The 16,806-nt window shown below is 70.3% G+C and carries 16 protein-coding genes and 1 pseudogene; 7 read left to right on the forward strand and 10 right to left on the reverse strand.

Annotated features, from left to right (window positions below; genetic code table 11):
* Nucleotide 1: 1 nt before the first annotated feature.
* Together ACIPC1_RS33625 and ACIPC1_RS33630 are read right to left on the reverse strand one after the other, a co-directional pair.
* Complete coding sequence (locus ACIPC1_RS33625; protein WP_402523948.1) at nt 2–1,216, reverse strand: cytochrome P450; 1,215 nt, start codon at nt 1,214–1,216, stop codon at nt 2–4.
* A gap of 5 nt (nt 1,217–1,221) precedes the next feature.
* Entirely contained in the window at nt 1,222–2,295 is a 1,074-nt protein-coding gene (locus ACIPC1_RS33630; RefSeq protein ID WP_402523950.1) for a type III polyketide synthase, read from the reverse strand.
* Nucleotides 2,296–2,476: 181 nt separating this feature from the next.
* Here ACIPC1_RS33630 and ACIPC1_RS33635 point away from each other — a divergent pair.
* Nucleotides 2,477–3,150: pseudogene (locus ACIPC1_RS33635) on the forward strand (transcriptional regulator).
* Between the two features lie 36 nt (nt 3,151–3,186).
* On the opposite strand, the gene ACIPC1_RS33640 reads toward ACIPC1_RS33635, so the two are convergent.
* The 5 genes from ACIPC1_RS33640 to ACIPC1_RS33660 form a co-directional block, all read right to left on the reverse strand.
* The gene (locus tag ACIPC1_RS33640; protein ID WP_266468554.1) at nt 3,187–3,426 is read right to left on the reverse strand and encodes a DUF6213 family protein; all 240 of its coding nucleotides are present in this window, start codon (nt 3,424–3,426) and stop codon (nt 3,187–3,189) included.
* A 25-nt stretch (nt 3,427–3,451) separates the two neighbouring features.
* Nucleotides 3,452–4,837 carry an NADP-dependent succinic semialdehyde dehydrogenase gene (locus ACIPC1_RS33645; protein WP_402523953.1) on the reverse strand — a complete coding sequence of 462 codons (1,386 nt, stop codon included), beginning with the start codon at nt 4,835–4,837 and terminating at the stop codon, nt 3,452–3,454.
* A gap of 98 nt (nt 4,838–4,935) precedes the next feature.
* Nucleotides 4,936–5,403 (reverse strand): NUDIX domain-containing protein, encoded by a 468-nt coding sequence (locus ACIPC1_RS33650; protein WP_402523956.1) that lies wholly within the window; start codon nt 5,401–5,403, stop codon nt 4,936–4,938.
* Nucleotides 5,400–6,938 (reverse strand): ATP-dependent DNA ligase, encoded by a 1,539-nt coding sequence (locus ACIPC1_RS33655; protein WP_402523958.1) that lies wholly within the window; start codon nt 6,936–6,938, stop codon nt 5,400–5,402. Before ACIPC1_RS33655 ends, ACIPC1_RS33650 begins: the two co-directional genes overlap by 4 nt.
* Nucleotides 6,939–7,057: 119 nt before the next feature.
* On the reverse strand, nt 7,058–7,993 hold the full coding sequence (locus ACIPC1_RS33660) for an NAD(P)/FAD-dependent oxidoreductase (protein ID WP_402523960.1): 936 nt from the start codon (nt 7,991–7,993) through the stop codon (nt 7,058–7,060).
* Nucleotides 7,994–8,070: 77 nt separating this feature from the next.
* Here ACIPC1_RS33660 and ACIPC1_RS33665 point away from each other — a divergent pair, with 77 nt between their 5' ends.
* The 6 genes from ACIPC1_RS33665 (at nt 8,071) to ACIPC1_RS33690 (ending at nt 13,456) form a co-directional block, all read left to right on the forward strand.
* The gene (locus ACIPC1_RS33665; RefSeq protein ID WP_402523963.1) at nt 8,071–8,685 is read left to right on the forward strand and encodes a helix-turn-helix domain-containing protein; all 615 of its coding nucleotides are present in this window, start codon (nt 8,071–8,073) and stop codon (nt 8,683–8,685) included.
* A gap of 85 nt (nt 8,686–8,770) precedes the next feature.
* Complete coding sequence (locus ACIPC1_RS33670) at nt 8,771–9,748, forward strand: NADPH:quinone oxidoreductase family protein (RefSeq protein ID WP_402523966.1); 978 nt, start codon at nt 8,771–8,773, stop codon at nt 9,746–9,748.
* Nucleotides 9,745–10,926, forward strand: a complete 1,182-nt coding sequence (locus tag ACIPC1_RS33675) for an acyl-CoA dehydrogenase family protein (protein ID WP_402523968.1) — start codon at nt 9,745–9,747, stop codon at nt 10,924–10,926. The genes ACIPC1_RS33670 and ACIPC1_RS33675 overlap by 4 nt, the downstream gene beginning before the upstream one ends.
* Nucleotides 10,923–12,023 carry an acyl-CoA dehydrogenase family protein gene (locus ACIPC1_RS33680; protein WP_402523971.1) on the forward strand — a complete coding sequence of 367 codons (1,101 nt, stop codon included), beginning with the start codon at nt 10,923–10,925 and terminating at the stop codon, nt 12,021–12,023. The genes ACIPC1_RS33675 and ACIPC1_RS33680 overlap by 4 nt, the downstream gene beginning before the upstream one ends.
* Before the next feature lie 223 nt (nt 12,024–12,246).
* Nucleotides 12,247–13,101, forward strand: coding sequence for a phosphatidylinositol-specific phospholipase C/glycerophosphodiester phosphodiesterase family protein (locus ACIPC1_RS33685; protein ID WP_402523974.1), 855 nt, complete (start codon nt 12,247–12,249; stop codon nt 13,099–13,101).
* A gap of 160 nt (nt 13,102–13,261) precedes the next feature.
* A complete protein-coding gene (locus ACIPC1_RS33690) occupies nt 13,262–13,456 on the forward strand; it encodes a hypothetical protein (protein WP_365440206.1) in 195 nt (64 codons plus the stop codon).
* Nucleotides 13,457–13,495: 39 nt separating this feature from the next.
* On the opposite strand, the gene ACIPC1_RS33695 is transcribed toward ACIPC1_RS33690, so the two are convergent.
* The 3 genes from ACIPC1_RS33695 to adh form a co-directional block, all read right to left on the reverse strand.
* Nucleotides 13,496–14,725, reverse strand: a complete 1,230-nt coding sequence (locus ACIPC1_RS33695; RefSeq protein ID WP_402523976.1) for a phosphodiester glycosidase family protein — start codon at nt 14,723–14,725, stop codon at nt 13,496–13,498.
* 85 nt (nt 14,726–14,810) lie between these two features.
* The gene (locus ACIPC1_RS33700) at nt 14,811–15,167 is read right to left on the reverse strand and encodes a DUF779 domain-containing protein (RefSeq protein WP_402523979.1); all 357 of its coding nucleotides are present in this window, start codon (nt 15,165–15,167) and stop codon (nt 14,811–14,813) included.
* 10 nt (nt 15,168–15,177) lie between these two features.
* Complete coding sequence (gene adh / locus ACIPC1_RS33705; protein WP_402523981.1) at nt 15,178–16,701, reverse strand: aldehyde dehydrogenase; 1,524 nt, start codon at nt 16,699–16,701, stop codon at nt 15,178–15,180.
* Between the last annotated feature and the right edge of the window lie 105 nt (nt 16,702–16,806).

Below are 16,806 nucleotides of genomic sequence, written 5' to 3' on the forward strand. Positions count from 1 at the left end.
CTCACCACGTCACGGGCAGGGCTTCGGGTCCACGGATCAACGCGCCCTTCCTGAAGGGGACCTGCTCCGGCGGTACCGCGAGCCGCAGCCCCGGTACCCGGTCAAGGAGCGCGTCGACCATCAGCTCGGACTCCAGCCTGGCGAGCATTCCGCCCGGGCAGTAGTGCGGGCCGAAGCCGAACGACACATGCGGGTTCGGGTTGCGCGAGAAGTCGATCATCTCGGGGTCCGGGAAGACCTTCGGGTCGCGGTTGGCGGCCAGGTACGACACGTACACCGCGTCCCCCTCCCGGATCCGTACGCCGCTGATCTCGACGTCCTCCATGGCGATCCGGGAGAGACCGACGGCGCTGCGGTGCGGGATGTAGCGCAGCAGCTCGTCGATGGCCTGGGGGCGGATCGCCGGATCGGCGCGGAGCTGGTCGGCCAGCTTGGGGCGGGTCATCAGGATGTAGAACATCTGCCCGCTGTTGTTGGTGACCGCCTCGCCGCCGATCTGGAGGAGCACCGCGAGACCGACGGCCTCGTCCATGGTGATCTCTTCCCGGCCCACGGCCGCGCCGAGCAGCGAACCGACGTCCTCGCCCGTGCTGCCGGCACGCTCGCCGATGAGCTTCGTGAAGTACGCGCCCATCTCGTTCTTGGCCTTCTCGCTGACCTCCGCGCCGTGTGAGGAGGAAAGGATCAGCTGGGTCCAGATGTGCATGCTGTGCCGGTCGGCGGCCGGGACGCCCATCAGCTCGCAGATGACGGCGATGGGGAAGGGGCTCAGGATCGCCTCGGTGAGATCGGCGGTCGGACCGGCATCCAGCATCTCGTCGACGAGTTCGTCGAGCATCCGCCGGGCACTGTCGCGCAGCCGCTCCACCCCGCGCGCCGTGAAGGCCGCGGCCACCGAGCGGCGCAGCCGCGTGTGGTCGGGCGGGTCGAGGAAGCCCACCGCGCCCGCGGAGGGGATGAAGTGCGGGGCGAGCCGGGTGACCTGCCGCCCCATGACGGCCTCACGGCTGAAGCGGGCGTCGTTGGTCACCATGCGGACATCGTCGTGCCGTGTCACCAGCCAGGCCCAGCCGTCGCCGTTGGGCAGCTGGATCCGGGTGACCGGGCCCTCGCGCATCAGCTCGGTCAGGACCGGGTCGAAGTCCACGCCGGTCAGATTGAGCGCCGGCCAGTGGCGTACGGGCGGCAGGGGCTCGGTGATCGTCTTCTCGGTCATCCGGGTCACGTCGTTTCGGTGTTTGTGTCGTTCCCGTTGTTCCAGCGGCCAAGAGACATCTCCGCGGTGATACCGGGGCCGAAGCCGGCCAGCATTCCGCGCGCAGCGTGCTCCGCGCCGCCCTCGTCGAACAGTCGGCGCAGCGCGTCCAGGACGACGGCGCTGGCGATGTTCCCGTACTCGGTGAGGGTCGCCCGGCTGAACCTGAAGGCCTCCGGCGGGACCTCAAGGAACTTGCTGAGGTCGTCCAGGATCCTCGGGCCGCCCGCGTGGATGATGTAGAAGTCCAGGTCGGAGGCGTTCCAGCCGTGCTGGCGCGCGAGGTTGTGGAGCGCCGGGGCGAGCGGCTCCATCGTGGCCGGCACCCGCTTGTCCAGCAGGAAGTGGAAGCCGGTGGCGCGGACGTCGTACATGATCCAGTCCTCGGTCTTGGGGATCAGGTACGAGGCGTTGCGCTCCAGGGTGATGCCGGTGCCGCCCTTGCCGCGGACGACCGCGGCGGCGATGCCGTCGCCGAACAGCCCGTTGCAGAGCAGTGAGCCGACGCCCAGGTCGGTGGGCTGGTAGCAGAGCGAGCAGAACTCGCAGGCGACGATGAGTGCGTTGGCCTCGGGGTAGGCCGTGCAGAAGTCGTGCGCCCGGTTGACCGCGGCGCCGCCCGCCGCGCAGCCCAGCTGGGCTATGGGTATCTGCCGGGTGTCGCTGCTGAAGTCCATCGCGTTGATCAGCCAGGCCGTGAGTGAGGGCATCATGAACCCGGTGCACGACACGTAGATGATCACGTCGATGTCGGTGGTGAGGAGCTCGGCGTCGTCCAGCGCCCGCTGTACGACGGCGGGGACGCGGGCCTTCGCCTCGTTGCCGTAGACCCTGTTGCGGTCCTCGAAGCCCGGGTGCTTGAGGGTTTCCTCGATGGGCTGCACGATGTGCCGGGTACGAACGCCGGTGTTCTCGATCAGCCGCAGGGCCAGCGGGAGTTGGGGGTGGTCGGCGTGACGGGAGCGTGCCAGCTCCAGCGTCTCCTCCATTGTGATCACGTACTCGGGGACTGAGACCGCGGGTCTGCACAAAGTCGCCATGAGGAAGCGCCTACTTTCGCCTTCCGGGGAACCGTTCGTCCCCCGGCGGAAGGGTGGTTCACCCACGATCACCCGGCAGGGCGCGGATATCTCGTCGGATTACTCCAGATCGGGGACAAGCCCTCATGAGTGGGACCCTGGTCGAAGGAGCTCAAAGACCGTCGAACCGAAGGGACGCACGATGACACGGACGGCCACTGACCTGCGGAAAAGCGCCACCGGGAAGCTCGCCCCCGACCCCCACGCCAACCGCCTGCTGCCGCTGATCGCCCGAGGCGCGGCGCAGCGCTCCACACTCGCCGCCCTCGCCCTCGAACAGCGCCATGTGATCGCCGCGGACCGCCGCGCGTTCCTGCATCTGGCGCAACGGCCGGACGCCGGGTCCGAGAGCGCCGCCTTCTTCGCCGCGCTCGCGGAGGGCGAGGCGCTGGCCCAGGACAGGCTGGGCGCGTACGCCGCCGCGTGCGGGGCGACGAGACACGGGCCGCCGCGTACGAGCCGCTCGCGGACTGCCAGGCCTATCCCGCCTATGTCGCCTGGCTGGCACTCAACGGCTCACCGGCCGACGTGGTGCTCGCGCTGAGCGCCAACTTCGCGGCGTGGGGCGACTATTGCGCGAGGATCGCGGAGGCCCTGCGTGGCCACTACGGCTTCGACGACGAGGCCTGTGGCTTCTTCGACTTCTTCGCCGGGCCCGCACCGGAGCTGGAGCGCCTGGCGCTGTCCGCCGTACAGGCCGGGCTGGACGCGGGACGGGTCGACGAGGGCGAGGTGCTCCGGTACGGCCGCCTGCTGCAGGGCTGCGAGGAGAAGTTCTGGCACGCCCTGTGGGAGCTCGACGTGCGACCGGGCTGACGCATCGTCAACTGGCGCCGTGTCGATGCGGGGTGGTCAGTCGGACGTCGTCCCGCTGCTGTGCGCGATGCAGGCCACGTCGATGCGGTCGGCGAGCTTGGCGAGTTCGATCGTGAGCGCCGCCACCGTGTCCTCGTCGAGGCCGTCCTGGCCCGCCTCCACCAGATGCAGCCATCGGCCGCCCACCGTGCGCAGCAGTTTGCTGACGTCGGCGGCCGCCACCTGCAACGTGCCGCGGTCGTCGACGATCAGAGGCAGGGTCACTTCGCGGTTCACAGAGGGGATCGTAACCGCGGAACGCTCACGCTCCGTGCCATACGGTGGTGATGTTGCAGAACTCGCGGATTCCGTGCCCCGAGAGTTCACGCCCGTAGCCGGACCGCTTCACCCCGCCGAACGGGAACGCGGGATGGGACGCCGTCATCCCGTTGACGAACACGCCACCCGCCTCCAGATCACGGACGAACCGGTCCAACTCGGTCTCGTCGCGCGTCCACACATTCGAACTGAGCCCGAAGGGCGTGTCGTTGGCGAGGGCCACCGCCTCGTCCAGATCGGCCACGCGGTAGAGCGTTGCCACCGGCCCGAAGGTCTCCTCCTGGTGGATGCGCATCTCGGGCGTGATGTCGGTGAGGATCGTCGGCGTGTAGTACCAGCCGGGTCCCTCGGGGCGTTCCGCGCCGCACAGGACCGTCGCGCCGGCCTCGACCGCGTCGTCGACCAGTTCCTCCAGGTCGCTGCGGCCCTGCTCGGTGGAGACCGGCCCGACGTCGGTGTCCTCGTCGAGCGGGTCACCGACCTTCAGGGCCTTCATGCCCACCGTGAAGCGCTCGGCGAAGGCGTCGAACACGTCCGTGTGCACGATGAACCGCTTGGCGGCGATGCACGACTGCCCGTTGTTCTGCACACGTGCCGTCACCGCAGTCTTCGCGGCCCGGTCGATGTCGGCCGACGGCATGACGACGTAGGGATCGCTGCCGCCCAGCTCCAGCACCGTCTTCTTGACCTCGTCCCCGGCGACGGCGGCCACCGCACGCCCTGCCGGTTCACTCCCGGTGAGCGTGGCCGCCTTGACGCGCGGGTCGCGCAGGATGTCCTCGACGGCGCCGGAGCCGATGAGCAGCGTCTGGAAACAGCCCTCGGGGAAGCCCGCGCGCAGGAAGAGGTCCTCCAGGTAGAGGGCGGTCTGCGGCACGTTCGAGGCGTGCTTGAGCAGGCCCACGTTGCCCGCCATCAGTGCGGGCGCGGCGAACCGGACGACCTGCCAGAGCGGGAAGTTCCACGGCATGACGGCGAGCACCGGGCCCAGCGGGCGGTAGCGCACGATCACCCGGGAGGCTCCGGAGTCCTTGGCGTCGGACTCGGCGGGCTCCTCGTCGGCGAGGAGTTCCTCGGCGTGGTCGGCGTACCAGTGCATCGCCTTCGCGCACTTCGCGGCCTCCGCGCGGGCCTGCCTGACCGGCTTGCCCATCTCGGTGGTCATCACCCGGCCGATGTCCTGCTGGTCCGCGTCGAGCAGGTCGGCGGCCTTGTGGAGCAGGCGCGCCCGCTCGGCGATGGACGTGCTGCGATGCACACGGAACGCGGCCTCGGCGGTCGCGAGCCTGCGCTCGATCTCCTCTGCGCCGAGGGCGTCGTACGTCTTGAGCGTCTCGCCGTTCGCCGGGTTCACCGTCGCGATGGGCATGCCGACCTCCTGAAGCTGGCTGTTCTTCGACCCTCCCGCGCGGCGGGGTGCGGCGCAACGTGGAGGATTCACTGGCGGGCCGGTGCGGACACCGGCCCTCACCCCGTGTGCTCCGCCAGCCGCTCCAGAAACTCCGCCTGCGCTTTCACGATCAGAGCCCTGGCCTGCTCCAGGCCCAGCCACTCCACCCGGTCCAGCTCGGGGAACTCCTGTCTGCGGCCCGACTTCGGCGGCCACTCCATCTCGAAGGTGCCGGGGACCACGGTCGCCGGGTCGAGCTCGGCCTCGATCGCCCAGGCGGTGACGGCCTTGCCGCCGGTCTGCCGGACCTCGCCGAGCGGCACGGCCTCGCCGTCGGGCGGCGGCAGCCCCAGCTCCTCCTGGAACTCGCGGCGCGCGGCCTCCCAGGCGGTCTCGTCGGGCTCGTACTCACCCTTGGGCACGGTCCAGGCGCCTGCGTCCCGCCGTGCGAAGAAGGGGCCGCCCATATGGCCGAGCAACACCTCAAGGCCATGGTCCGTGTGCCGGAACAACAGCAGTCCGGCGCTGCGCCTGCCTGTACTCACCGGGTCACCTCGGGATGCGCGGCGAGCAGCGTCTCGACCGTGTCGGCCTCGGCCGGGGTCTTGTCCTCGCGGTAGCGCACCACGCGGGCGAAGCGGAGGGTCACGCCGGCCGGGTAGCGGGTGGACTTCTGCAGACCGTCGTACGCGATCTCGACGACGAGTTCCGGTCGTACGGTCACGACGTGGCCGTTGTCCTCGACGGCCAGCTCCCTCAGACGCTCCGTCTGCCAGGTCAGCATCGCGTCGGTCATGCCTTTGAAGGTCTTGCCCAGCATGGCGAAGGACCCGTCCTCGTTCCGCGCGCCCAGATGCAGGTTGGACAGCTTCCCGGTGCGCCGCCCGTGGCCCCACTCGGCCGCGAGAACCACCAGGTCAAGGGTGTGTACGGGTTTGACCTTGAGCCAGGAGGCACCGCGCCGGCCCGCGCTGTAGGGGGCGTCCAGGGCCTTGCAGACGACGCCCTCGTGGCCACGGGCGAGGGTGTCCACGAGGAACTTCTCCGCCGCGGCGAGGTCTTCGGGACCTGCCGCGAGCGTGCGCCGCACCCGCATCGGCTCGGGCACCAGCCGCGCCAGCTCCGCGTGCCGCTCGGTGAACGGCAGGTCCAGCAGATCGCGCCCGTCCACGGACAGCGCGTCGAAGAAGACCGGGGAGACGGGCACCGCGGCGGCGGCCGTGGCCACGTCCACGCGCGAGCCCACCCGCCCGGCGATCTCCTGGAAGGACCGCGGCACCCCGTCGCCGTCCAGGGCGATGACCTCGCCGTCCAGGATGAACCTGGTCTGCTTCAACTCAAGCGCGGCCGCGGTGAGCTCGGGCAGGCGGTCGGTGATGTCGTCGAGGGTGCGGGTGTAGACCCGTACGTCGTCGCCGTCGCGGTGGACCTGCACGCGGATGCCGTCGAGCTTCTCCTCGACCGCGCAGGCGCCGAGCTTGTCGACCGCCTCGGACACCGAAGCGGCGGTGTGCGCCAGCATCGGCAGCACCGGGCGGCCGACGGTGAGCCGGAAGCCGTCCAGCGCCGCCGGGCCGTCGGAGAGCAGCGCCTGCGCCACCGTCTGTAGCGATCCGGCGAGCATCACCGCCCGTCGTACGTCCGCGGCGGGCGTGCCGGTCGCCTGGGCGAGCCCCTCGACCGCCACCGCGTCCAGCGCGCCCTGCCGCACCTCGCCGGTGAGCAGCCCGAACAGGAAGCGCTGCTCGTCCTCGGTGGCCGCCGCCATCAACTCGCCCACCAGGCGCCCGCGTTCGGCCTGTGATCCGGCACCGGAGACACCGCCGAGTTCGGTGAGCCGGGCGTCCACCTCGCGGACGGTCAGGGTCGCTTCCGGCGCGGGGGAGACGGGCGTACTGAGGACCTTCCAGCCGATGCCGAGCCGTCCCTGTGGCAGGCGGCCCGCCAGATACGGGATCACGACCGGCACGTCGTCCGCCTCGGCGTCCCGGAAGAGCTCGGCGAGCAGAGCGGTCTTCCGGGACCGCGCCGAGGTCGCGGCGACCTCCTGGGACACGTGGGCGAGCCGGCTCAGCAGCATGCAGCCATGGTGCTACGGGGGAGACCGATCTACACCTGCGCGCCTGCTCTGCCCACTGCACCGGCGGGCTGCTTTACACGCGCGCGGCTGCTCCACACCGGCGGGGCTGCTTTACGTCTCTACGCCCGCACGGTCGCGTCGAGGTCCGCGAAGAGCAGGTCGCCGTTGATCGTGGCGCCCGCTCGGTAGCCGCCGCTCGCCGCGTTGACGACCAGCTCCGCGAACCCCATCGCGTTGCCCGCCGCCCATACGCCGGGGACCGTCGTCCGCCCGGTCTCGTCGACCACGGGATACGCGCCGAACGGGGTTTCCCGCAGCTCGGCGCCCAGTCGCTCCAGCAGACCGGTGTGCGGGACCGCGCGGGCCGCGACGAACACCACCGAGCGGGCGTGGACCGTGCCGTCCGCGAGCCTCACCCCGGTGAGCCGGTCGTCGTCGATGACCAGCCCCGCGACCTCGCCGGGCACCACGGAGACCCCGGCCGCGGCGAGCCGACGTAGGTCGTCGTCGGTCAGTTCGGCCTCGGCGACCGTGTGCAGGAACAGGGTCACGTCCTTCGACCACTGGCTCACCATCAGCGCCTGGTGCACGCTCATCGGAGTGGTGGCCAGCACCCCGAAGGCCTGGTCACGGACCTCCCAGCCGTGGCAGTACGGACAGTGCACGACGTCCCGCCCGAACCGCTCGGCGACACCCGGCACCGACGGCAGCTCGTCGGCCAGGCCGGTGGCGACGACCAGCCGTCGTGCGTGCACGGTCGGCCCTTCCACCAGGGTCACGTCGAACTCCCCGGCTTCGTCCCGGACCACGTCCACCACACGGCCCGCGACCAGTTCCACGCCGTACCGCTCGATCTCCCGCCGGCCCTCGGCGAGGAACTCCCCGGGCGGCATGCCGTCCCGCGTCAGATAGCCCTGCATGTGCGCTGCGGGTGCGTTGCGCGGCTCGCCCGCGTCGACGACCAGGGTGGAGCGCCGGGCGCGCCCCAGGACGAGCGCGGCCGACAGTCCTGCCGAGCCGCCGCCGATGACGATCGCTTCGTACCTCTCGGTCATGGTGACCACCTCCATGGAGAAGGTCCCTCGAAGGTGACAGTATTGACAAATGGCTTTGCCGATTCTGCAATAGGAGGATGGGTGACACGGGTAGGAGTGAGATGGGCGCGAACGAGGACTCGCAGACGGATGAGGTGCTGGCCGAGGTCGGGCCGCGGCTGCGGCGGATCCGGAAGGAGCGGGGGGCGACGCTCGCGGGGCTGTCCGAGGTGACCGGCATCTCGGTGAGCACGCTCTCGCGGCTGGAGTCCGGGCTGCGCAAGCCCAGCCTGGAGCTGTTGCTGCCCATCGCCCGAGCCCATCAGGTGGCGCTGGACGAGTTGGTCGGAGCGCCACCGGTGAGTGATCCGAGGGTCCGCTCCAAGGCGATCGTGCAGCACGGGCGTACGCACTGGCCGCTCACCCGGCAGCCCGGCGGGCTCCAGGCCTTCAAGGTCCTCGAACCCGTGCGCAGGATGGAGCCCGACCCGCGGACCCATGAGGGCTACGAGTGGCTGTACGTGCTCTCCGGGCGGCTGCGGCTCGTGCTCGGCGAGCACGACGTCGTACTGGGTCCGGGGGAGGCCGCCGAGTTCGACACCCGCGTACCGCACTGGTTCGGGTCGACGGGCGAGGGGCCCGTGGAGTTCCTGAGTCTGTTCGGTCCGCAGGGGGAGCGGATGCATGTCAGGGCGCGGCCCAGCCGGTCGTGATGCACGCGACTGTTCCCCGATCGGCAAGCGACCGCTTAGTATGCGAGAGACCCCGGTCAGACGAAGAAGTCCGTGGAGGCTCCGCATGCAGGCATGGCAAGTGCACCAGAACGGCGAGCCGGGTGAGGCGATGCGCCTCGAAGACGTGGAGCGGCCGGTGCCCGCCGAGGGCCAGGTCCTGCTCAAGGTGCGCGCGGCGAACATCAACTTCCCGGACGCGCTGATGTGCCGCGGTCACTACCAGGTCAGGCCGCCGCTGCCGTTCACGCCGGGTGTGGAGATCTGCGGCGAGACGGAGGACGGCCGCCGCGTACTCGCCAACCCCGCGCTGCCGTACGGCGGTTTCGCCGAGTACGCCGTCGCGGATGCCGCCGGCCTGCTGCCCGCGCCCGAGGCTCTCGACGACGCAGAGGCGGCGGCTCTGCACATCGGGTACCAGACGGGCTGGTTCGGTCTGCACCGGCGTGCCGGCCTTGAAGCGGGCGAGACGCTCCTCGTGCACGCGGCGGCCGGAGGCGTCGGCAGCGCCGCCGTGCAGCTCGGCAAGGCCGCCGGTGCCACAGTCATCGGCGTCGTCGGCGGGGCCGACAAGGCCGCCGTCGCCCGCGAGCTGGGATGCGACGTCGTCATCGACCGGCGCGCCGAGGACGTCATCGGCGCCGTGAAGGAAGCCACCGGCGGCCGGGGCGCCGACGTGATCTACGACCCCGTCGGTGGCGAGGCCTACGCCCAGTCCACCAAGGTCGTGGCCTTCGAGGGCCGGATCGTCGTCGTGGGCTTTGCGAGCGGCAGCATTCCGAGCCCGGCGCTCAACCACGCCCTCGTGAAGAACTACTCGATCCTCGGCCTGCACTGGGGCCTCTACAACACCAAGAACCCGAAGCTCGTCCAGCAGTGCAACGAGCGGCTCACCGAGCTCGCCGCGCAGGGTGCGATCAAGCCGCTGGTGAGCGAACGCGTGCCGCTCGGCGGCGCCGCGGCGGCCGTGCGGCGGGTCGCCGACGGCGTCACGACGGGCCGCGTCGTCGTGGTCCCCGCGCTCGGGAACGGAGCAGCCGCATGACCGACGCCGCCGAACTGCGCCGCCGCACACAGGAGTTGCTGACCGCACACCCGCCGCTCTCGACGGACCGGCTGGACTTCCTCAGGGCCCGCTTCGATGCCGGACTGGCCTGGGTGCACTACCCCGAGGGGCTCGGCGGACTCGGCGCCCCGCGCACACTCCAGGTCGTCGTGGACGCCGAGTTGGAGGCCGCGGGCGCGCCCGACAACGATCCCCGGCGCATCGGTATCGGCCTCGGCATGGCCGCGCCGACGATCCTCGGGTACGGCACGGAGGAGCAGAAGAGGCGTTTCCTGCGCCCGCTCTGGGTCGGGGACGAGGTCTGGTGCCAGCTCTTCAGCGAGCCGGGCGCCGGTTCCGACCTCGCCGCGCTCGGCACGCGCGCGGTCCGCGAGGGCGACAGCTGGGTGGTCAACGGGCAGAAGGTGTGGACGTCCAGCGCCCACCTGGCCCGCTGGGCGATCCTCATCGCCCGCACCGACCCGGACCTGCCCAAACACCGCGGCATCACGTACTTCATCTGCGACATGACCGACCCGGGCGTCGAGGTCCGGCCACTGCGCCAGATCACCGGCGAGGCCGAGTTCAACGAGGTCTTCCTCACCGACGTACGCATCCCGGACGCACACCGCCTCGGCGAGGTCGGCGACGGCTGGCGGGTCGCGCAGACCACGCTCATGAACGAACGCGTCTCCATCGGCGGCATGCGCATCCCGCGCGAGGGCGGCATGATCGGGCCGGTCTCCAGGACCTGGCGCGAACGCCCCGAACTGCGTACCCACGACCTCCACCAGCGGCTGCTGAAGCTGTGGGTCGAGGCCGAGGTCGCCCGCCTCACCGGCGAGCGGGTGCGCCAGCAGCTCGTCGCGGGGCAGCCCGGCCCCGAGGGCTCCGGGCTGAAGCTCGCCTTCGCCCACCTCAACCAGGAGATCAGCGGCCTGGAGGTCGAACTCCTCGGTGAGGAAGGCCTGTTGTACGACGACTGGACCATGCGCCGACCCGAGCTGGTCGACTTCACCGGCCGCGACGCCGGATACCGCTACCTCCGCTCCAAGGGCAACAGCATCGAGGGCGGGACCAGCGAGGTCCTGCTCAACATCGTCGCCGAACGCGTGCTGGGCCTGCCCTCCGAGCCGCGCACCGACAAGGACGTCGCATGGAAGGACCTGGCGCGATGAGCGACTTGTTGTACGCGGACTTGCTGTACTCGGAGGAGGAAGAGGCGCTGCGGGCCGCCGTTCGCGACCTCCTCACGGACCACTGCGACGCGGCGAGCGTCATCGCGCGCACGGAGTCCGACGCGCCGCACGACCGCGACCTGTGGAAGGCGCTCTCCGACGGGATGGGCCTCGCCGGTCTCCTGGTGCCCGAATCGCAGGGCGGCCAGGGCGCCACGCACCGCGAAGTCGCCGTGGTACTGGAGGAGTTGGGCCGCGCGGTCGCGCCCGTGCCGTATCTGACCAGTGCCGTCGTCGCCACGGAGGCGCTGCTCACCTGCGAGGGCAAGGAGGCCGCGGAGCTGCTGGGCGCGCTGGCGTCCGGACGGACTGTGGGTGCGCTCTCCGTCGCCCTGTCCGTGCCGCCCGGCGGCGCCTACAAGGTCGTCCGGCATGAAAACGGCGCCCTGCACGGGGAGCTGACCGGCATCGCCGACGCGGCCATCGCCGACGTGCTGTTGGTGCCCGCGGACGACGGCGGGCTGTACGCGGTCGACGCTTCCGCCGTGACCGTCACCGCGCAGGTGTCCCTGGACCTGACCCGGCCGGTGGCGAAGGTGACCCTCGACGGGGCGTCCGGTCGTCTGCTCGGGGATGCCGACCCCGCCGTACAACGCGCCCTGCGCGCCGGTGCCGGACTGCTCGTGTCCGAGCAACTCGGCCTGGCCGACTGGTGCTTGACGGAGACGGTCCGCCACCTGAAGGAGCGCAAGCAGTTCAACCGGCCCGTCGGCGGATTCCAGGCACTCAAGCACCGGCTCGCGCAACTGTGGCTGGAAGTCGTCAACACCCGTGCCGCCGCCCGGAACGCCGCCGACGCGCTCGCCACCGGCAGCGAGGACCTCGACGTGGCGGTCGCCCTCGCTCAGGCCTACGCGGCGCCCGTCGCCGTCCATGCCGCCGAGGAGGCCCTCCAACTGCACGGCGGCATCGGCATGACCTGGGAGCACCCCGTCCACCTCCACCTCAAGCGCGCCAAGGCGGACTCCCTCGCGTACGGCACGGCGGGGGCACACCGCCAGACGCTGGCGGGGCTGGTCGACCTTCAGGCGCCCTGACCGAAGCCTTCTTTGCCGCCGGGCCCGCTCCCTCGTCGGGGGCGGGCCTTGGCGTTGCCTGCCGTGAAGTGTTTGCCTGTTGTGCGGCCTGCGTCCGAACGTACGGCCGACGAGGTGAACGTACGGAGGCAGTCCGGCCAACTCCCCGCACGGGCCTCCTCCTTGAGTGCCGGTGGATCGCATACTCGCTGGGGTCCTTTACGGCACTTCCAGGGAGGCAGACATGGCCTTTACCACCCGTCGCAGAGCCCTCACCACCCTTGGCGCCGCCCTCGCGGGCTCGGTCGCGCTGCCCGCCACGTCCGCACTGGCGGGCGAGCGGAAGCAACGCCCGCGGCCGCTGTGGCGCGCCCACGCGCACAACGACTACGACCACCCGCGCCCCCTCTTCGACGCCCTCGACCACCGCTTCGGCAGCGTCGAGGTCGACATCTACCTCGTCGGCGACCAGCTCCTCGTCGCCCACGACCCCGTCGACCTCGACCCGACCCGCACCATCGAGTCCCTCTACCTCGACCCCCTCGCCGCCCGAGTGAAGGCCAATCACGGTTCGGTGTACCGGGGTTACCGCACGCCCCTGCAACTGCTCATCGACATCAAGACCGAGGGCTCCTCGACGTACCTCGAACTCGACCGCCATCTGCGTCGCTACAAGAACCTCTTCACCACGTACAAGCACGGCCGCGTGTACCCCGGTGCGGTCACGGCCGTGATCTCCGGCGACCGTGCCGCCCGTACGCCCATGGAGGCCCAGAGTGAGCGGCGCGCCTTCTACGACGGCCGGCTCGCCGACCTCGGCAGCGCGGCGCCCGCCTCCTTCGTTCCGCTGATCAGCGACAACTGGACGCTCAACTTCACCTGGCTGGGCAACGGCCCCTTCCCGGCCGCCGAGCGCGAGAAGCTGCGTGGCATCATCGCCGCGGCGCATGCACGCAAGCAGAAGGTGCGGTTCTGGGCGACGCCCGATCTGGCGGGGCCGGCCCGGGACGCCCTGTGGACGGAACTCCTCGCCGCCGACGTCGACTACCTCAACACCGACGACCTCGCCGGCCTCGAAGTGTTCCTGGACGCCCACTAACTCGCGGCAGCAGGCAGACCCATGCGCACGTATGAACGAGCGCACGACTGGTCGTAGAGACCACACGTTCGGGGGCCACGTCAGCCGCCCGGACGAACCCTCCGCTACGCGACACTTGCGGCCGAAAGCCGCGGCGCCGACGTGGCGGAGGAGGTTGACGATGGCCATTTCCATCTCTGTGGTGGTACTGCTCCTGATCCTCGCGGTGGTGTTCGTGCGCAACGGCGCACTGAAGCTCTCGCACGCCGTGGTCTGTGTGCTGCTCGGGTTCTATCTGGCGAGCACGAGCATGGCGCCGACCATTCATGACGGGCTCACGGCGACGGCGGACATCGTGAGCAGCCTCAAGCCGTGAGCCCCCGGCGGTCGCTGAGGTGCCCTGTCGGCTGTTGCATCACGGGCTTGAGAACACGCCGATGGCATTCGGTACCGGGCGTTCGGCGCCTCCGCTGGGGTGGTTGACGACACTGACGGCGTTCGCCCCGGGCTGTTCGGCGACCATCGTGGTGGAGCCGCCGCCGTCGAGGCTGAAGGCATCGACGGAGCCCAACTTCCGCATGGCCTCGGCGACTTCGGCGATGGTGAGCCCACTTCGGTACGCGGGTGAGCCGTCGAGGGCCAGCAGGTACAGACGTCGCCCGCCGTCCGCGATGCCCACGGCGGTTCGTACGGCCGCGGTCGTGTTGTCGAGACCGGGCAACGGCAGGCCGTCGTCGAGCACCGGATAGCCGCCGAGCGCGAAGCGGTACGGGATCCCGGAGGCGTCCGCCACCAGACGGTGCCCCACCCGGACCAACAGGCCCGCCGACAGCTTCCGCAGCTGCTGGGCGCCTGCCTCGCGGCCCACCAGGACGGTCGTGCCGGCGGCGATGGGCCCGCTGCCGGGTGTGTTGGCCGTCGACACGACCCGGCCCTTGCGGACCGTCACCTCATAGGTGTCCGCACTACAGGGCGCGGCCCGGTCGGTGTCCGTGCCGCAGGTGGCGCGCACCCGGGAGACACTTCCCCAGTCCGAGGTGAACGCGCCGATCGAACCCACCGGCAGTGCGTACTGGTTGAGCCCGCCGAGCGGCCACTTCCCCTCATAGCTGCGTACGTAGCCGTCGAGAGTCAGGCCGTCCAGCCGGGCCTTGCGGTCGACGCCCACGCCGAGCACGTCCTCGGTACTCGTCCCCGGCGGCAGCGCCGGTCCGAAGCGCTGGCCGTTGGGGACCGCCGCTTTCAGGGCTCGCCCGCTCGCGATCATCGGGCCCACGCTCGCGCCCGTCGCCGTGACCCCGGGATGCTGGGTTTCCGTGATGTTGAAGAAGTCGCCGTTGACGCCCGCGACGGCACCTCGGGCGCCGACAAGTTGGGAGACGGGCGCCCGGGACGCGACGGATCCGGGGTACATGAGATCGACCTGCACATGTGGGTCGCGCATATCGACGGTCAGCACATGTGCGTGCGCCACACCTTTTGCGGCCGTGATGTCCATCTCCGTGTACTGGACGCCGGCCGCGATCCGCGTGCCGCTCGGCGCGCCACTGGCCGGCGCCGCCCCCACAAGGGCGGTACCGGCCAGCGCACTCGATGCCGCGACAACCGTCAGTACTGTTCTGAAACGTCCGCTACGACGTGTCACCGTGCCCCCTGATGCCTCTGATGTCTCATCAACTGTCGGAGAACTCAAGGGGAGTTCATCAGACGGCGGGTGTCCGTGACAGTGGCTACCCGCCGACCAGACGGGAACGGGTCAGAAAACGCACTCCTTCGGGTGCTTCCAGCGAGAAGCCGCTGCCTCGGCCCGACACGACATCGACGATCAGCCGCGTATGGCTCCACAGCTCGTACTGACTCTTCGCCATCCAGAACGTCACCGGTTCCTCGACTCCGTCCACCGCCAACTCGGCGAGCAGGACGTCCGAGCCGCCGGTACGGAACTCGCCCTCCGGATAGCACATGGGCGCGCTGCCGTCGCAGCAGCCGCCGGACTGGTGGAACATCAGCGGTCCGTGGATGTCCCGCAGCCGCCGCACCAGTTCGGCGGCCGCGGGGGTCAGCTCCACGCGTGGGGTGGGATCCATCCCAGCGGCTCTAGAAGAAGCCGAGCTTCTGCGGGGAGTAGCTGACCAGCAGGTTCTTCGTCTGCTGATAGTGGTCCAGCATCATCTTGTGGTTCTCGCGGCCGATACCGGACTGCTTGTAGCCGCCGAACGCCGCGTGCGCGGGGTAGGCGTGGTAGCAGTTCGTCCAGACGCGGCCCGCCTGGATGGCACGGCCCGCGCGGTAGGCGGTGTTGATGTCGCGCGTCCACACGCCGGCCCCGAGCCCGTACAGCGTGTCGTTGGCGATCTTGATGGCGTCGTCGAAGTCGTCGAAGGACGTGACCGAGACGACCGGACCGAAGATCTCCTCCTGGAAGATCCGCATCCGGTTGTCGCCCTCGAAGATCGTCGGCTGGACGTAGTAACCGCCCTTCAGCTCCCCGTCGTAGTCGACGCGTTCGCCGCCGGTGAGAACCTTGGCGCCCTCCTGCCGGCCGATGTCGAGATAGGAGAGGATCTTCTCCAACTGGTCGTTGGAGGCCTGCGCGCCGATCATCGTGTCGGTGTCGAGCGGGTGTCCCGGCTTGATGAGTTCGGTGCGGGCGACCGCCGCCTCCAGGAACTCCCGGTAGTGTCCGCGCTGGATCAGCGCCCGGGACGGACAGGTGCATACCTCGCCCTGGTTGAGCGCGAACATCGTGAAGCCTTCGAGGGCCTTGTCGCGGAAGTCGTCGTTCTTGGCCCAGACGTCGTCGAAGAAGATGTTCGGCGACTTGCCGCCCAGCTCCAGCGTGACCGGCTTGATGTTCTCCGAGGCGTACTGCATGATCAGCCGCCCCGTCGTGGTCTCGCCGGTGAACGCGACCTTCGCCACCCGCGGGCTGGACGCCAGCGGCTTGCCCGCCTCCACGCCGAAACCGTTGACGATGTTCACCACACCCGGCGGCAGCAGGTCCGCGATCAGGCTCATCCAGTAGTGGATGGAGGCCGGGGTCTGCTCGGCGGGCTTGATGACGACCGCGTTGCCCGCGGCGAGGGCCGGTGCGAGCTTCCAGACCGCCATCAGGATCGGGAAGTTCCACGGGATGATCTGCGCGACGACACCCAGCGGCTCGTGGAAGTGGTACGCGACGGTGTCGTCGTCCAACTCGCCCGCCGAACCCTCCTGGGCGCGGATCGCCCCCGCGAAGTAGCGGAAGTGGTCGATGGCGAGCGGGATGTCGGCGGCCAGGGTCTCGCGTACCGGCTTGCCGTTCTCCCAGCTCTCGGCGACCGCCAGCTTTTCCAGGTTCGCCTCCATCCGGTCGGCGATCTTCAGCAGGATGTCACCGCGCGCGGCGGCCGAGGTGTGCCCCCAGGCGGGCGCGGCCGCGTGCGCCGCGTCGAGCGCGCGCTCCACGTCCTCGGCGGTGCCCCGCGCGATCTCCGTGAACGGCTGCCCGTTCACCGGACTCGGGTTCTCGAAGTACTGCCCACGCGCCGGCGGAACGTACTCCCCGCCGATGAAGTGGTCGTATCGCGTCTGGTAAGAGACGATCGCGCCATCAGTGCCGGGCGCCGTGTAACGAGTCATGCTGGTCTGCCTCCCGGAGAAGCGCTGCCCGCCGTTGGGCAGCTCTCGCCGCGAGGCTAGGACCGGCGACGTTGCAAGTACGTTGCGGAGGTTCTCGGGTCCGGT

Origin of the sequence: Streptomyces sp. NPDC087263 (assembly GCF_044744645.1) — a bacterium.
GTDB lineage: Bacteria > Actinomycetota > Actinomycetes > Streptomycetales > Streptomycetaceae > Streptomyces.

Excerpts from the sequence above, each read along its gene's own strand:
- ACIPC1_RS33625 (WP_402523948.1), bottom strand. The coding sequence starts at position 1,216 with ATGACCGAGAAGACGATCACCGAGCCCCTGCCGCCCGTACGCCACTGG.
- ACIPC1_RS33630 (WP_402523950.1), bottom strand. The coding sequence starts at position 2,295 with ATGGCGACTTTGTGCAGACCCGCGGTCTCAGTCCCCGAGTACGTGATC.
- ACIPC1_RS33645 (WP_402523953.1), bottom strand. The coding sequence starts at position 4,837 with ATGCCCATCGCGACGGTGAACCCGGCGAACGGCGAGACGCTCAAGACG.
- ACIPC1_RS33655 (WP_402523958.1), bottom strand. The coding sequence starts at position 6,938 with ATGCTGCTGAGCCGGCTCGCCCACGTGTCCCAGGAGGTCGCCGCGACC.
- ACIPC1_RS33660 (WP_402523960.1), bottom strand. The coding sequence starts at position 7,993 with ATGACCGAGAGGTACGAAGCGATCGTCATCGGCGGCGGCTCGGCAGGA.
- ACIPC1_RS33665 (WP_402523963.1), top strand. The coding sequence starts at position 8,071 with ATGGGTGACACGGGTAGGAGTGAGATGGGCGCGAACGAGGACTCGCAG.
- ACIPC1_RS33670 (WP_402523966.1), top strand. The coding sequence starts at position 8,771 with ATGCAGGCATGGCAAGTGCACCAGAACGGCGAGCCGGGTGAGGCGATG.
- ACIPC1_RS33675 (WP_402523968.1), top strand. The coding sequence starts at position 9,745 with ATGACCGACGCCGCCGAACTGCGCCGCCGCACACAGGAGTTGCTGACC.
- ACIPC1_RS33680 (WP_402523971.1), top strand. The coding sequence starts at position 10,923 with ATGAGCGACTTGTTGTACGCGGACTTGCTGTACTCGGAGGAGGAAGAG.
- ACIPC1_RS33685 (WP_402523974.1), top strand. The coding sequence starts at position 12,247 with ATGGCCTTTACCACCCGTCGCAGAGCCCTCACCACCCTTGGCGCCGCC.
- ACIPC1_RS33690 (WP_365440206.1), top strand. The coding sequence starts at position 13,262 with ATGGCCATTTCCATCTCTGTGGTGGTACTGCTCCTGATCCTCGCGGTG.
- ACIPC1_RS33700 (WP_402523979.1), bottom strand. The coding sequence starts at position 15,167 with ATGGATCCCACCCCACGCGTGGAGCTGACCCCCGCGGCCGCCGAACTG.
- adh (WP_402523981.1), bottom strand. The coding sequence starts at position 16,701 with ATGACTCGTTACACGGCGCCCGGCACTGATGGCGCGATCGTCTCTTAC.